Source organism: Heliorestis convoluta (assembly GCF_009649955.1).
Classification (GTDB): Bacteria; Bacillota; Desulfitobacteriia; order Heliobacteriales; family Heliobacteriaceae; genus Heliorestis; species Heliorestis convoluta.
The window spans coordinates 2,957,152-2,972,000 of sequence record NZ_CP045875.1; the positions used below are offsets into that span (position 1 = coordinate 2,957,152).

Here is a 14,849-nt window from a genome sequence, read left to right on the forward strand (position 1 = left end):
GTGGTTCCCTCCATTATCGATTATTCGGAGCGGAATGGCATACCCATGAGCTTCAGCAGTTCGCGGGCTTCTTCGTCAGTTTTCGCTGTTGTTACGAAGGTAATATCCATCCCGCGCAGGCGGTCGATCTTATCGTAATCGATCTCCGGAAAAATCAATTGCTCTTTCAGGCCTAAGGTGTAGTTACCTCTGCCATCAAAAGACTTCGGGCTTACTCCCCGGAAGTCACGGACGCGGGGCAGCGCCAGGTTAACAAGCTTGTCACAAAAATCGTACATGCGCTCTCCACGCAATGTTACTTTGCAACCAATTTTCATGCCTTCACGAAGCTTAAAACCAGCAATTGACTTTTTAGCTGTTGTTACAATGGGCTTTTGACCTGTAATGAGGGTCAGATCGCCTACTGCAGCATCAAGTGCTTTGGGGTTTTGAACAGCTTCACCGAGACCCATGTTAACAATAACTTTCTCCAGCTTAGGAATTTCCATAACGCTTTTGTAGTTAAACTTCTGCATCATAGCTGGAGCTACTTCATTTAGAAATTTTTCTTTTAGTCGGGCCAATCTGCTGACCTCCTCTCTCGAGGGTTACTTATCAAATACTTCTCCACATTTGCGACAGATGCGCACTTTTTTGCCATCGTCTTTGAATTTTTTACCGATCCGAACTGGTCTTGCGCATTTATTGCAGTAAATCATTACGTTCGATGCATCGATAGGAGATTCTTTCTCCATAATCCCACCTTGGGGCATTGCCTTCGTGGGCTTCGTGTGACGCTTGACAATGTTCACCTTTTCAACAACCACTCTGTTCTTGTCACGAATCACTTCGATAACTTTGCCTTTTGCGCCAGCATCTTTACCCGTGACAACTTGAACAGTATCACCTTTTTTGACGTGAACTTTCGGGTTGGCCATAGGTGCTTTCACCTCCACCCTACAGTACTTCTGGGGCTAGTGATACGATTTTCATAAAATCGCGATCTCGAAGTTCCCGAGCTACGGGCCCGAAAATACGAGTGCCCCGTGGGTTTTTTTGTTCGTTAATGATGACTGCAGCGTTTTCGCTAAAACGGATGTAGGAACCGTCTTTGCGCTTAATGGACTTGCGGGTACGCACTACAACGGCTTTCACCACATCGCCTTTTTTTACAACGCCGCCAGGAGCCGCTTCTTTTACAGAGGCTACAATAATGTCGCCAACTGATGCGTATCTCCGTAAAGATCCACCCAACACACGGATACACAAAAGCTCTTTGGCTCCCGTGTTGTCACCGACTTTGAGTCGTGTCTCTTGTTGGATCACGGGATATACCTCCTATCCTGGGGGAAATTAGACGATGACAGCTTTCTCAACGATTTTGACAACACGCCAGCGCTTGTCTTTGGAGATGGGTCGAGTTTCCATGATCTCGACAACATCACCCATGTTGCAGCTATTGTTCTCATCGTGAGCCTTGAATTTTTTCGTTCTAAGTACAGTCTTTCTGTATAGAGGGTGTTGCACCCGATCCTGTACAGCAATTACGACCGTTTTATCCATTTTGTTACTGACAACTTTGCCAGTAATTACTTTGCGTTCAGCTCTTTCTGACACGATTTATACCTCCTTGCCGGCCCGGACTTATGCCTTTTGGGCTTCCAGTTCTCGTTGACGGAGGACAGTCTGAGTACGGGCAATGTTCGTACGAACTTCCCGAATCCGCATTGGATTCTCTAACTGTTGGGTAGCTAGTTGAAAGCGAAGGCGGAAGAGTTCGTCTTTGAAGTCGTTGAGTTTTTTACGTAATTCTTCCGTGCTCAGATCACGTAGTTCTTTAGCTTTCATTGGCTTCACCACCCACTTCCTCGCGTTTTACAAACTTGCATTTGATGGGCAGTTTGTGCATGGCCAAACGCATGGCCTCACGGGCTACCTCTTCAGGTACACCAGCTAGTTCAAACATAACGCGGCCAGGTTTTACGACAGCTACCCAGTATTCTAATGAACCTTTACCAGAACCCATTCGAGTCTCTGCTGGCTTTGCTGTGATAGGCTTGTCGGGGAAAATTTTGATCCATACCTTACCGCCCCGCTTAATGTAACGGGTCATGGCGATACGAGCTGATTCAATCTGACGGCTGGTAATCCAAGCTGGTTCCAGTGCTTGCAAGCCATACTCACCAAAAGCAACTGTGTTACCTCTTTTGGACTTGCCTTTCATTCTGCCACGATGGACTCTACGCCATTTCACTCTTTTTGGCAATAGCATGGGTTATTTCCCTCCTTCCGCAGCAACGGGTCCGCGACGCTCTCCTCGCGGGCGACGCTCGCCTCTATCACGGCGTTCAGGGCGCTGTTCGGACTCCTTGGTATCTGTCTGCGGCACAGCCCCAGGCAATACCTCTCCCTTGTAAATCCATACTTTTACGCCAATAACACCATAGGTCGTATGCGCTTCTGCGAATCCATAGTCAATATCTGCACGCAATGTGTGCAAAGGTACTTTGCCTTCGTTATACCATTCTGTACGTGCAATTTCAGCGCCACCGAGACGACCTGATACCATGATTTTGATGCCTTCTGCACCCAATCTCATGGTGCGGCCAACTGATTGCTTCATGGCACGACGGAAGGATATTCTTTTCTCAAGTTGAACAGCTACGTTCTCTGCAACGAGTTGTGCATCTAGCTCCGGCTTCTTGACTTCGCTGATGTTAACATTCACAGCACGTCCTGTCATTTTTTCCAGCTCTTTGCGCAGATTTTCAACTTCTGCACCACCGCGGCCAATGACGATTCCAGGCTTCGCTGTGTGAATGGTCACTTTTACCCGATTTGCAGCTCTTTCGATTTCAACTCTTGAAATGCCAGCTACATAGAGTTTCTTCTTGATGAACTTACGAATTTTAAGGTCTTCATGAAGGAGCTCAACATAGTTCTTGTCTGCAAACCATTTTGCATCCCAGTCCTTGATGACTCCAATTCGGAATCCCTTCGGATGGACCTTCTGACCCACAGGTTATCCCTCCTTTGTCTCGGCAATTGCCGCTACTTTTGCCTTATCTGCTCCTTTTTTAGGAGCCTTTGTTTTTTCTGGTTTCTCTGCAACTACAACTGTAATATGAGATGTCCGTTTGCGAATCACATCAGCCCGACCCATTGCACGAGGCTTAATGCGCTTAATGCTTGGGCCTTGGTCAACATAGCAGGCGTGTACAATTAGATTGCTAACTTCCATTTCATAGTTGTGTTCCGCATTGGCGATAGCAGACTTTAATACTTTTTCCACGTCTACTGCGCTTTTTACAGGCGTAAACTTTAGTATCGCCAATGCATCAGCGACCGCCTTCCCACGAATAAGGTCAATTACTCGTCGAACCTTTCGGGGAGAGGTACGGACGTACTTGGCCACCGCTTGTGCTGTTTTGACTTCCATTGGCCTTTTCCTCCTCTACCGATGGTTACTAACGTAGTCGGCTCGATTTTTCTGAGCCTGCATGACCTTTATAGGTGCGAGTTGGGGCAAATTCCCCTAACTTATGTCCAACCATATCTTCCGTCACATACACAGGAATGTGCTTCCGTCCGTCATGGACTGCAAAAGTATGACCGACGAATTGTGGAAAGATGGTGGAACGGCGAGACCAGGTCTTAATTACTTTTTTCTCGCCTTTTTGGGTCATTTCTTCAACCTTTTTGAAAAGGCTACTTTCAACGTAAGGTCCTTTTTTAAGGGAACGGGCCATGCGCGATCCTCCCTTCTTTCTAGTCGCTACTTACGGTTACGACGCTTGACAATAAGCTTGTCGGAAGCTTTTTTACGACGAGTCTTGCCACCAATGGCCACTTTACCCCATGGAGTAACAGGTGCTTTGCGACCAATTGGGGAGCGACCTTCACCACCACCGTGTGGGTGATCGTTGGGGTTCATGACGACACCGCGTACAGTGGGTCGAATTCCCAACCAGCGTTTCCGGCCGGCTTTACCGATGGTGATATTCTCGTGTTCGAGATGACCAATCTGCCCAATGGTAGCGCGGCATGTAATGTGTACTTTACGCATTTCGCCGGAGGGCAAGCGCAATGTAGCATAGTTGCCTTCTTTCGCCATTAACTGAGCTGATGTTCCTGCAGAACGACAGAGTTGTCCGCCTTTTCCAGGACGCATCTCAATGTTATGCAATACTGTACCTACGGGAATGTTGATGATCGGCAATGCATTCCCTGTCTTAATATCTGCTTCAGCACCGGAAACAATGACGTCTCCAACTTTGAGGCCATTGGGTGCTAAGATGTAACGCTTTTCTCCATCTAAATAATGAAGCAGTGCGATACGGGCGCTGCGGTTGGGATCGTATTCAATTGCGGCGACTTTAGCGGGAACACTATCTTTGTTGCGCTTGAAATCGATAATACGATACATGCGCTTATGTCCGCCGCCTCTGTGCCGAACCGTCAGCTTACCCTGGTTGTTACGACCTGCTTTTCTCGTCAGCGGTGCAACAAGTGACTTTTCAGGCTCACTTTTTGTGATTTCTGAAAAGCTCGCTACGGTCATTTGACGTCGACCGGGCGAGGTAGGCTTAAACTTTTTTACAGCCATTGCGTTTCACTCCTTCTGGTCCGACCAGGGATTATACGCCTTCGAATATTTCGATTTTATCGCCATCTCTTAATTTCACGATGGCTTTTTTCTTATCCGATGTACGTCCTACGTATTTGCCCATGCGCTTCTTTTTGCCTTTAACGTTCAGAGTCCAAACATCAAGGACTTTTACTTTGAAAAGCTGCTCAACTGCATGCTTGATTTCAATTTTGTTGGCCGCAGGGTTCACGACGAAGGTGAACTTGTTCTCAGCTGTCAGATCCATCGATTTTTCTGTGATGACGGGTTTGATCAGCACGTCGTATGGATTGCGCATTAGGCGAACACCTCCTCAACCTTGGCCACTGCATCTTTGGTGATGACCAGTTTGTCATGCTTCAGGATGTCATAAACATTAATACTTACAGCATCAACTGGCTTCACACCAGGAATGTTGCGAGCTGACTTGAAAATATTTTCATCATTTACAGCTGTAACGATTAAAGCTTTACGGTCAGCTTGTAGTTTATCTAAAACACCAGCCATTGCTTTTGTCTTAGGAGCTTCCATCGCCAGTGTGTCGACTACAACGATGTTGCCTTCTAGTACTTTGCTTGATAAGGCTGATTTGAGAGCAAGACGGCGAACTTTTTTAGGGAGTGTAATTTTGTAGTCGCGAGGTTGCGGTCCAAAGGTGATGGCACCACCGCGCCACAATGGAGAGCGAATGGTACCAGCTCTTGCACGGCCTGTACCTTTTTGTCTCCAAGGCTTTTTCCCACCCCCGGAGACTTCGCCACGTTTTTTAACTTTATGAGTGCCTCGACGCCAGGAGGCCAATTGAGCTACTACAGCTTGATGAAGTACAGATTCATTGGGCTCGATGCCAAAGATTTCTTCTTTGAGCTCAATCTCACCAACTTGACTGCCTTCCATGTTGTATACCGCTACTTTCGGCATTGTGTATCCTCCTTTCTCCGGGGGTTATTAATTCGCTTTTACTGCATTTTTGATAATCAGTAAAGTCTTTTTAGGTCCTGGTACAGCACCTTTGATTAAGAGAAGATTGCGCTCACTATCGACAGAAACAACAGTGAGGTTCTGTACCGTAACACGTTCGCCGCCCATGCGACCTGGCATTTTGCGACCTTTAAATATTCTAGCTGGTCCTTTTGCACCGGCAGAACCAGGACGACGATGATATTTTGAACCGTGCTTCATCGGTCCGCGATGGAAGTTGTGTCTTTTGATTCCACCAGCAAAACCTTTACCTTTAGAGGTTCCAACAACGTCAATCACATCACCTGGTGCAAAGATATCAGCTTTCAGCTCTTGTCCTACTTGATAGTCGCCAGGGTTTTCTACTTTGAATTCGCGCAAATGGCGAAGAAGTTTTACGCCGGCTTTTTTCAAGTGTCCTTTTTTCGGTTTGTTCACGAGTTTTTCACGAACATCACCGTAGCCTACTTGTATGGCTTCATATCCATCGTTTTCGACTGTTTTCTTTTGAACTACGATACAAGGCCCTGCTTCTACTACTGTAACAGGAACGAGCTCGCCGTTATCGCCAAAAACCTGAGTCATACCAATCTTTTTGCCTAGAAGTCCTTTGCGTAGCACCTACTACACCTCCCATCTCTAGAAAAACTTTTACAGTTTGATCTCAATATCGACACCCGCTGGCAAGTCTAAACGCATGAGAGCGTCTACCGTCTTCGGGTTGGGCTCTAAAATGTCGATGAGACGCTTATGGGTGCGCATTTCGAACTGTTCGCGGGAATCTTTGTTGACATGAGGAGAACGTAGGATGGTAAAGATGCTCTTCTCAGTCGGCAGTGGAATGGGACCCGATACAGAGGCACCCGTCCGCTTGGCAGTATCCACGATTTTTTCGGAAGACTGATCAAGAATGCGATGATCAAAAGCCTTTAGCCGAATACGAATTTTTTGTTTACCCATTGTAGGTAGTTCCCTCCTTTTAATCGCCCGATTGATTACGGACCTTCTCCACGAAAATTACCCCAACAACGCCCTCGGGTGTGTCCTGAAAAGACTGTAAAAAATGTGCCCTCCAGAGAGTCTTGTCAGGCAACCTTTCGCTTCATCGCAAATCCAACCCACGATATGTAAGTCTATCACTTTCGGCCTTTAATTGCAAGAGCAAAATCAATATTTGTGTATTTTTTTCTGTTTTTCTTTTAATAAGACCGGGCTACCCTTTGGTAACCCGGTCTTATTGCGTTATCGATTACACGATAACTTTCGTTACAACACCAGCACCGACTGTACGGCCGCCTTCGCGAATCGCAAAGCGCAGTCCTTCTTCGATAGCAATGGTTTTGTGTAGTTCAATGATCATTTTAATGTTATCGCCAGGCATGCACATTTCAACACCGTCTGGGAGTTGAATGAAACCTGTTACGTCTGTTGTACGGAAGTAGAACTGAGGACGATATCCGTTAAAGAACGGAGTATGACGTCCACCTTCTTCTTTAGAGAGAACGTAAACTTCTGACTCAAACTTAGTGTGAGGCTTGATGGTGCCAGGCTTAGCCAAAACTTGACCGCGCTCAATGTCCTTACGCTCAACACCACGTAGCAGAGCACCGATGTTGTCACCAGCTTGCGCTTGGTCAAGAAGCTTACGGAACATCTCTACACCTGTGCAAACAGTTTTGCGAGTCTCTTCAGCGAGACCAACAATTTCAATTTCGTCGCCTACTTTAACAATACCACGCTCTACACGACCCGTAGCAACTGTACCACGACCGGTAATGGTGAAAACGTCTTCTACAGGCATCAAGAAAGGCTTGTCAATGTCACGCTCTGGAGTCGGGATGTACGAATCTACTTGATCCATAAGAGCCCAGATCTTTCCGCACCATTCGCAGCTGCGCTCAGCACAACCACACTCAAGTGCTTTTAGGCCAGAACCTGCTACTACAGGAATGTCATCACCAGGGAACTCATAGGAAGAAAGAAGTTCGCGAACTTCCATTTCTACTAGCTCCATCAGTTCTTCGTCATCCACCATATCAGCCTTGTTGAGCCATACTACGATGTAAGGAACGCCAACCTGACGTGCTAAGAGGATGTGTTCACGCGTCTGAGGCATTGGACCATCAGCAGCGGAACATACAAGAATCGCGCCGTCCATCTGGGCAGCACCGGTGATCATGTTTTTGATGTAGTCAGCGTGACCTGGGCAGTCAACGTGAGCATAGTGACGAGTCTCTGTCTCATACTCAACGTGCGCTGTGTTAATGGTAATACCACGCTCACGCTCTTCTGGTGCTGCATCGATTTCGTCGTATTTCTTAAATTCCGCACCGCCAGATTTGGAGAGTGTTAAGGTGATAGCAGCGGTAGTTGTAGTTTTACCGTGGTCAACGTGACCAATTGTACCAATGTTTACGTGAGGCTTTTTGCGCTCAAATTTGGCTTTTGCCATTGTATTCTCATCCTACCTTTCCAGGAAATGTTAGGTGGCTTGGCCACCATCTATAGGGCGAAGACCGTTCGTGACGGTTTAGCCTTGCCGCTTAGCCATAATTCCTTCTGCAATGTTTTTGGGTACTTCTTCGTAATGATCAAATTGCATTACATATTGGCCTCGACCTTGCGTGCGAGAACGCAAGTCTGTGGCATACCCAAACATTTCAGAAAGAGGCACGAAACCACGGACCACCTGTGAGTTGCCACGGGCTTCCATACCTTCAATGCGTCCCCGACGTGAGTTCATGTCACCAATGACATCACCCATGTATTCTTCAGGAACAACAACTTCAACCTTCATTACAGGCTCAAGTAACACAGGGTTACATTTTTTTGCGGCTTCTTTAAACGCCATAGAACCTGCAATTTTAAAGGCCATTTCAGAGGAGTCAACATCGTGATAAGAACCATCAACGAGGGTGACTTTAATATCTAATGTTGGGTATCCAGCTAAGATACCATTTTGCATGGCTTCGCGAATACCATTATCTACAGCAGGGATGTATTCTCTTGGAATAACACCACCGACAATTTTGTTAACAAATTCGTAGCCAGCGCCACCGGATTCTAGTGGTTCCATCTCAATGACACAATGACCGTATTGACCACGACCACCGGACTGACGAACAAACTTACCTTCCACCTTGGCTTTGCCACGAATTGTTTCTTTATAGGCAACTTGAGGACGACCTACATTGGCATCGACTTTAAACTCTCGTTGCATCCGGTCTACGATGATCTCCAAGTGGAGCTCACCCATACCAGAAATAATGGTCTGCCCTGTCTCTTGATCTGTATGCATGCGGAAAGTCGGATCTTCTTCTGAGAGACGCTGTAAAGCCACGCTCATTTTATCCTGGTCCGCTTTTGTTTTTGGTTCAATCGCTACAGAGATAACAGGCTCAGGGAATTGCATAGACTCTAAGATAATGGGGCTTTTTTCATCACAAAGAGTATCGCCTGTTGTTGTATCTTTCAGACCTACAGCCGCCGCAATATCACCTGTGTAAACCTGGGCAATCTCTTCGCGGTGGTTGGCGTGCATCTGCAAAATACGTCCAATGCGCTCTTTTTTGCCTTTTGTAGAGTTGAATACATAAGAGCCCGAGCCTAGAACACCGGAGTACACTCTGAAGAAGGCCAATTTACCTACATATGGGTCAGCCATAATCTTAAAGGCCAGTGCTGAGAAGGGCTGCTTATCATCGCTTTCACGCAGATCCTCGTCACCTGTATCAGGATTAACACCTTTGATAGCAGGCACGTCTGTAGGTGCTGGCATGTATTCAACAACAGAGTCCAACAAAGACTGTACGCCTTTATTCTTAAATGAAGAGCCACAGATAACTGGAATCATCTTAACTCCGATGGTTCCACGGCGTATGCCATCACGAATTTCTGCTTCTGTAAGTTCTTCGCCTTCGAGGTACTTCATCATCAGATCTTCGTCTGTTTCTGCAACAGCTTCTAAAAGCTTTTCCCTATACTCATTGGCCAGTTCAAGAAGATCTTCTGGAATTTCTGTTACGTCACTGGTCTTGCCAAGATCATCTACATAGACCATGGCCTTCATGGTGACTAAGTCAATAATTCCTTTGAATTGATCTTCTGAACCAATGGGAATCTGCAAGGGAACTGGATTGGCACCTAATCTGTCCTTAATCATGGAAACGCCACGGAAGAAGTCTGCCCCGACTCGATCCATTTTGTTAATATATGCAATTCTTGGTACACCATATTTATCGGCTTGCCGCCACACTGTCTCAGATTGAGGCTCTACGCCACCGACTGAGCAAAAGACAGCAACAGCCCCGTCTAACACCCGCAGGGAACGTTCTACTTCCACTGTGAAGTCCACGTGCCCGGGTGTGTCAATGATGTTAATACGATGCCCACGCCATTGACATGTTGTTGCAGCCGAAGTAATGGTGATTCCGCGCTCTTGCTCCTGAACCATCCAGTCCATTGTGGCCGCACCATCGTGAACTTCACCTAACTTATGAACACGACCGGTGTAGAAGAGGATACGTTCTGTTGTTGTCGTTTTTCCAGCATCAATATGAGCCATGATACCGATATTACGAGTCTTCTCTAATGGAAACTGTCTCGACACGCTCGTTCCCCCTTTCTAAGCTATTGTGGGGCATAGGTTTTTTTCAAGACTACCAACGATAATGAGCAAAAGCTTTGTTAGCTTCGGCCATTTTGTGAGTGTCTTCTTTTTTCTTAACAGAAGCACCTACATTGTTCGATGCATCGATGATTTCACCAGCAAGCTTATCTTCCATGCTTTTACCAGAGCGTTCGCGTGCATAGCGAATGAGCCAACGGATACCGAGAGTTTGTCGACGATCAGGGCGAACTTCAATCGGCACTTGATAGTTAGCACCACCAACACGACGAGCTTTTACTTCAAGTAAAGGCATGACATTCTTCATGGCTGCTTCTAAGACTTCCATGGGGTTTTTGCTGGTCTTTTCTTGTACCTGTTCAAAAGCCCCGTAGACGATTTGATCGGCAATGCTCTTTTTCCCGTCCAACATGATCTGGTTGGTCAATTTGGTTACCAACTTGGATTTATATATTGGATCAGGGAGAACATCCCGCTTTGGGATTGAACCACGACGTGGCATTCTTTTCCCCCCTTACAATGTACTAATTACCTTTTCGCTGCAGCTGCGCCTTTTTTAGGACGCTTGGTACCATATTTTGAACGACCTTGGTTACGGTTCTGAGTACCTGCTGTATCTAAGGCGCCTCTCACGATGTGATAACGCACACCAGGAAGGTCTTTTACACGACCACCCCGCACTAGAACGACAGAGTGTTCTTGGAGGTTGTGCCCGATACCGGGGATATAAGCAGTAACTTCAACCCCGTTAGTTAGACGAACCCTAGCCACCTTACGCAGAGCAGAGTTAGGTTTTTTCGGTGTCGTTGTATAGACCCGCGTGCAAACGCCTCTTTTCTGAGGACACTCTTTTAACGCCGGAGCCATAGATTTTTCTACGAGTTTCTTTCTACCCTTGCGAACCAATTGACTAATTGTTGGCATGAACATCCACCTCCTTCCCGGTATTCTTCAGCTTCCTTACAACTCATCCATGCGTATCCTTATCCGAGGAACGTACTAGTCTTCCAGTATGGCCGCCGAAGCTGAACCTACCTTGATTCCACAGGCCAAACCAAGGGCCTCCATGGTATCGATTTGAATGACAGGTACCGCTTTTTCCTCACATTTTTTCATTAAAGGGTTTATGACGTGAGGGTCAGCATCCTGAGCCACATAGACAACTTCTACTTGACCCTTTTCAACAGCCTTCAGGGTTTGCTTGGTTCCCACCGTCCTCTGGCGAGCTGTTTTCAAGCGTTCTAAAGGCATCGGTATCCTCCTTTAACGAATCACACACTTTACAATCGTATCACTTATTAACTACAATGTCAACAATATGTCTTATTTCCTCTGCGAAGTTCTGATGACTTCGCAGAGGAAATTTTTTGGGGTGCTTTTTTATTCGATTACGGCCAATTCGTCATTCTCGGCTTGAACTTCTCCGTCAACAACAACACGAATGTTGCGATATCTTGACATACCTGTTCCAGCAGGAATCAGCTTACCAATAATCACGTTTTCTTTCAAACCAAGTAATGGATCAACTTTTCCTTTGATGGCGGCTTCCGTTAATACTCTCGTTGTTTCTTGGAACGATGCAGCAGAGAGGAAAGAGTCGGTCGCTAGAGAGGCTTTGGTTATGCCTAAGAGTACAGGTCTTGCTGTAGCTGGTTCTCCATCTGATTCAATCGCACGTAGGTTTTCTAATTCGAAATCAGCAATATCAATAAGTCCACCTGGAAGAAGACTTGTATCACCTGACTCTTCTACTTTGACTTTGCGCATCATCTGACGGACCATGACCTCAATGTGCTTATCATTGATGTCAACACCTTGTAGTCGATAGACTCGCTGCACTTCTCGGAGCAAATAGGTTTGTACGCCCTGGATCCCTTTGACACGTAGTAAATCGTGGGGATTAACAGAACCCTCAGTCAGCTCTGTACCAGCCAATACTTTTTTTCCTTCTTCTACTTTAATTCTAGAGTTAAATGGAACGCTATATTGGTGATTTTCACCGTCTTCAGATATGATTTCGATGTCTTTACGACCTTTGTTTTCTACGATCTTAACAATACCATCTTCTTCTGCAATGATAGCTTGACCTTTGGGTTTTCTCGCTTCAAAAAGTTCTTCAATCCGCGGTAAACCTTGGGTGATGTCATCACCGGCTACACCACCTGTGTGGAAGGTACGCATTGTTAACTGTGTTCCTGGTTCACCAATGGATTGTGCAGCAATAATACCGACGGCTTCGCCGATTTCTACTGCTTTTCCTGTTGCTAAGTTACGTCCATAGCATTTCCTACAGACGCCATAGCGGGTTTTGCAAGTAAGGACAGAACGTATATATACAGGGCGACTCGGTAAAACCTGACGCTTAATCAGTTCTTCAATGCGAGTGGACGCCTCGTTGCCAATCTCTTCATCGACGACCGTTAGTTTTTCTCCTGTTTCAGGATCTACGATTTCTTCAAGTGCATAACGACCCGCGAGTCGATCGGACAATGGCTCAATAACCTGTCTGCCATCAACAATGGCGTCTACTGGAATGCCTTCTTCAGTTCCACAGTCAATTTCTCGAACAATGACATCTTGTGATACGTCAACGAGACGACGGGTTAAGTATCCCGAGTCGGCTGTACGCAAAGCTGTATCGGCCAGACCTTTCCGCGCACCATGGGTAGAGATAAAGTATTCTAATACGGTGAGACCTTCACGGAAATTCGCTTTAATAGGAAGGTCAATAATGCGACCTGAAGGATCGGCCATAAGTCCCCGCATACCTGCTAACTGACGAATCTGTTGTATATTACCACGGGCACCTGATGTTGCCATCATGTAAACAGGATTAAATTTATCCAGTGTTTCTAAAAGTGCTTTTGTAACATCATCCGTCGTTTTATTCCAGATATCGATAATTTTTTGGTATCGTTCTTCGCCCGTTATAAGGCCTCGACGATACTGCATTTCTACTTTTTCAACCCTACCATCTGCTTCTTTAAGCAGGTTGGATTTTTCTTCTGGCACGTCTACGTCGGTAATACCTACGGTAATACCTGCTCTGGTGGAATAGGTAAATCCAAGCTTCTTAATGCCATCTAGCATGGATGCCGTGTTGCCAATGCCCATTCTTTCATAACATCTGCCAACAATCTGACCTAGCTGCTTTTTACCTACTACTTCATTGACATAACCAACAGCAGGAGGTATTACAGAGTTAAAGATCAATCTGCCAACTGTCGTGATTAAAAAGCCTTTTTCATCTCGTTGATTGTCAGTCGCCTTGCTATAACGTAATGCTTCTTCAATTCTTTCACTCGTTCTTACACGAATTGAAGCTTGCAAATGAATTGCTTTCGCTTCAAAAGCAGCAATGGCTTCTTCAGGGTATGCAAATAAGCTACCTTCGCCAAAGACATTGTCACGTTGCACAGTTAAGTAATAAGCACCGATGACCATATCTTGTGTAGGAGTTGCTACAGGACGACCATCTTTGGGGTTGAGAATGTTATGGGCTGATAACATGAGGTTCCGGGCCTCTGCTTGGGCTTCTGCTGAAAGAGGTACGTGAACAGCCAATTGGTCTCCGTCAAAGTCAGCGTTGTAGGCTGTACAGACCAGAGGGTGTATTTGTAAAGCTCTTCCTTCAACGAGGACCGGCTCAAAAGCTTGAATTCCCAGGCGGTGCAAAGTAGGCGCACGGTTCAATAAGACAGGATGCTCAGCAATAACTTCTTCTAGTACATCCCATACTTCGTTCTTCACTCTTTCGACCATACGCTTTGCACTTTTGATGTTATGAGCATGACCTTCTTCTACCAGCTTTTTCATAACAAAAGGTTTGAAAAGCTCTAGGGCCATTTCTTTCGGCAATCCACACTGGTGCATCGACAACTCTGGACCTACAACAATAACAGATCGACCGGAGTAGTCAACACGCTTTCCAAGTAAGTTCTGACGGAATCGACCTTGCTTGCCTTTTAACATATCAGACAAGGATTTGAGTGGGCGATTGCCCGGACCTGTAACAGGTCGTCCCCGCCTTCCATTGTCGATGAGTGCGTCTACGGCTTCTTGCAACATTCTTTTCTCGTTACGAACAATAATATCTGGCGCTCCTAAATCGAGCAGCCTTTTCAATCGATTGTTACGGTTGATGACACGACGATATAGATCGTTCAGATCAGATGTAGCAAAGCGACCACCGTCTAGCTGAACCATCGGCCTAAGTTCAGGCGGAATTACGGGAATAGCATCCATAATCATCCACTCTGGACGATTGCCGGAGTGTTTAAATGCTTCTACCACTTCGAGCCTTCTGATAGCACGAACTTTTCTCTGTCCCGTTACTTCTTTTAGCTCTTGTCGTAGTTCTTGGCAGAGCTGCTCTAAGTCCATCTCCGCTAACAATTCCTTAATCGCTTCAGCGCCCATGCCAGCGCGGAAACGATTGGCGTGCTTCTCCCGATGTTCGCGATACTCCGTTTCTGTTAGGAGCTGCTTTTTCATCAAGGTTGTATCGCCTGCATCAATAACGATGTACGAGACAAAGTAGAGAACTTTCTCTAAGGAACGAGGCGACATATCAAGAATTAGACCCATTCGGCTTGGTATGCCTTTGAAGTACCAAATATGGGAAACGGGTGCAGCCAGTTCGATATGGCCCAACCT

Annotated in this window: 19 protein-coding genes and 1 pseudogene; all 20 read right to left on the minus strand. The window is 46.2% G+C overall.

What is annotated here, in order from left to right:
- Positions 1-20: 20 nt before the first annotated feature.
- A complete protein-coding gene (gene rplE / locus FTV88_RS14130) occupies positions 21-563 on the minus strand; it encodes a 50S ribosomal protein L5 (RefSeq protein ID WP_153726207.1) in 543 nt (180 codons plus the stop codon).
- 24 nt (positions 564-587) lie between these two features.
- The gene (gene rplX / locus FTV88_RS14135; protein WP_153726208.1) at positions 588-917 is read right to left on the minus strand and encodes a 50S ribosomal protein L24; all 330 of its coding nucleotides are present in this window, start codon (positions 915-917) and stop codon (positions 588-590) included.
- A gap of 19 nt (positions 918-936) precedes the next feature.
- On the minus strand, positions 937-1,305 hold the full coding sequence (gene rplN / locus FTV88_RS14140; RefSeq protein WP_153726209.1) for a 50S ribosomal protein L14: 369 nt from the start codon (positions 1,303-1,305) through the stop codon (positions 937-939).
- Between the two features lie 27 nt (positions 1,306-1,332).
- On the minus strand, positions 1,333-1,596 hold the full coding sequence (rpsQ, locus tag FTV88_RS14145) for a 30S ribosomal protein S17 (RefSeq protein ID WP_153726210.1): 264 nt from the start codon (positions 1,594-1,596) through the stop codon (positions 1,333-1,335).
- A gap of 27 nt (positions 1,597-1,623) precedes the next feature.
- Positions 1,624-1,827: a 50S ribosomal protein L29 gene (rpmC, locus tag FTV88_RS14150; RefSeq protein ID WP_153726211.1), complete on the minus strand. Its 204-nt coding sequence runs from the start codon at positions 1,825-1,827 to the stop codon at positions 1,624-1,626.
- Positions 1,817-2,251, minus strand: coding sequence for a 50S ribosomal protein L16 (gene rplP, locus FTV88_RS14155; RefSeq protein ID WP_153726212.1), 435 nt, complete (start codon positions 2,249-2,251; stop codon positions 1,817-1,819). The genes rpmC and rplP overlap by 11 nt, the downstream gene beginning before the upstream one ends.
- A 3-nt stretch (positions 2,252-2,254) precedes the next feature.
- The gene (gene rpsC / locus FTV88_RS14160) at positions 2,255-2,998 is read right to left on the minus strand and encodes a 30S ribosomal protein S3 (RefSeq protein WP_153726213.1); all 744 of its coding nucleotides are present in this window, start codon (positions 2,996-2,998) and stop codon (positions 2,255-2,257) included.
- Positions 2,999-3,073: 75 nt separating this feature from the next.
- A pseudogene (rplV, locus tag FTV88_RS14165) lies at positions 3,074-3,418 on the minus strand (50S ribosomal protein L22); the annotation flags it as partial.
- A 28-nt stretch (positions 3,419-3,446) separates the two neighbouring features.
- Positions 3,447-3,728 (minus strand): 30S ribosomal protein S19, encoded by a 282-nt coding sequence (gene rpsS, locus FTV88_RS14170; RefSeq protein ID WP_153726215.1) that lies wholly within the window; start codon positions 3,726-3,728, stop codon positions 3,447-3,449.
- A gap of 26 nt (positions 3,729-3,754) precedes the next feature.
- Positions 3,755-4,585, minus strand: coding sequence for a 50S ribosomal protein L2 (gene rplB, locus FTV88_RS14175; protein WP_153726216.1), 831 nt, complete (start codon positions 4,583-4,585; stop codon positions 3,755-3,757).
- A 31-nt stretch (positions 4,586-4,616) separates the two neighbouring features.
- The gene (rplW, locus tag FTV88_RS14180; protein ID WP_153726217.1) at positions 4,617-4,904 is read right to left on the minus strand and encodes a 50S ribosomal protein L23; all 288 of its coding nucleotides are present in this window, start codon (positions 4,902-4,904) and stop codon (positions 4,617-4,619) included.
- Positions 4,904-5,527, minus strand: coding sequence for a 50S ribosomal protein L4 (gene rplD / locus FTV88_RS14185; protein WP_153726218.1), 624 nt, complete (start codon positions 5,525-5,527; stop codon positions 4,904-4,906). The genes rplW and rplD overlap by 1 nt, the downstream gene beginning before the upstream one ends.
- 27 nt (positions 5,528-5,554) lie before the next feature.
- On the minus strand, positions 5,555-6,187 hold the full coding sequence (gene rplC / locus FTV88_RS14190) for a 50S ribosomal protein L3 (protein WP_153726219.1): 633 nt from the start codon (positions 6,185-6,187) through the stop codon (positions 5,555-5,557).
- 30 nt (positions 6,188-6,217) lie between these two features.
- On the minus strand, positions 6,218-6,526 hold the full coding sequence (gene rpsJ / locus FTV88_RS14195; protein WP_151621572.1) for a 30S ribosomal protein S10: 309 nt from the start codon (positions 6,524-6,526) through the stop codon (positions 6,218-6,220).
- 289 nt (positions 6,527-6,815) lie between these two features.
- Complete coding sequence (tuf, locus tag FTV88_RS14200; protein WP_153726220.1) at positions 6,816-8,018, minus strand: elongation factor Tu; 1,203 nt, start codon at positions 8,016-8,018, stop codon at positions 6,816-6,818.
- A gap of 78 nt (positions 8,019-8,096) precedes the next feature.
- Positions 8,097-10,175 (minus strand): elongation factor G, encoded by a 2,079-nt coding sequence (gene fusA / locus FTV88_RS14205; protein WP_153726221.1) that lies wholly within the window; start codon positions 10,173-10,175, stop codon positions 8,097-8,099.
- Positions 10,176-10,224: 49 nt separating this feature from the next.
- Complete coding sequence (gene rpsG, locus FTV88_RS14210; protein WP_153726222.1) at positions 10,225-10,695, minus strand: 30S ribosomal protein S7; 471 nt, start codon at positions 10,693-10,695, stop codon at positions 10,225-10,227.
- Positions 10,696-10,721: 26 nt separating this feature from the next.
- Positions 10,722-11,117 (minus strand): 30S ribosomal protein S12, encoded by a 396-nt coding sequence (gene rpsL / locus FTV88_RS14215; RefSeq protein ID WP_153726223.1) that lies wholly within the window; start codon positions 11,115-11,117, stop codon positions 10,722-10,724.
- A 75-nt stretch (positions 11,118-11,192) separates the two neighbouring features.
- A complete protein-coding gene (locus tag FTV88_RS14220) occupies positions 11,193-11,444 on the minus strand; it encodes a L7Ae/L30e/S12e/Gadd45 family ribosomal protein (protein WP_153726224.1) in 252 nt (83 codons plus the stop codon).
- A 129-nt stretch (positions 11,445-11,573) separates the two neighbouring features.
- Complete coding sequence (gene rpoC, locus FTV88_RS14225) at positions 11,574-14,846, minus strand: DNA-directed RNA polymerase subunit beta' (RefSeq protein ID WP_438266900.1); 3,273 nt, start codon at positions 14,844-14,846, stop codon at positions 11,574-11,576.
- Between the last annotated feature and the right edge of the window lie 3 nt (positions 14,847-14,849).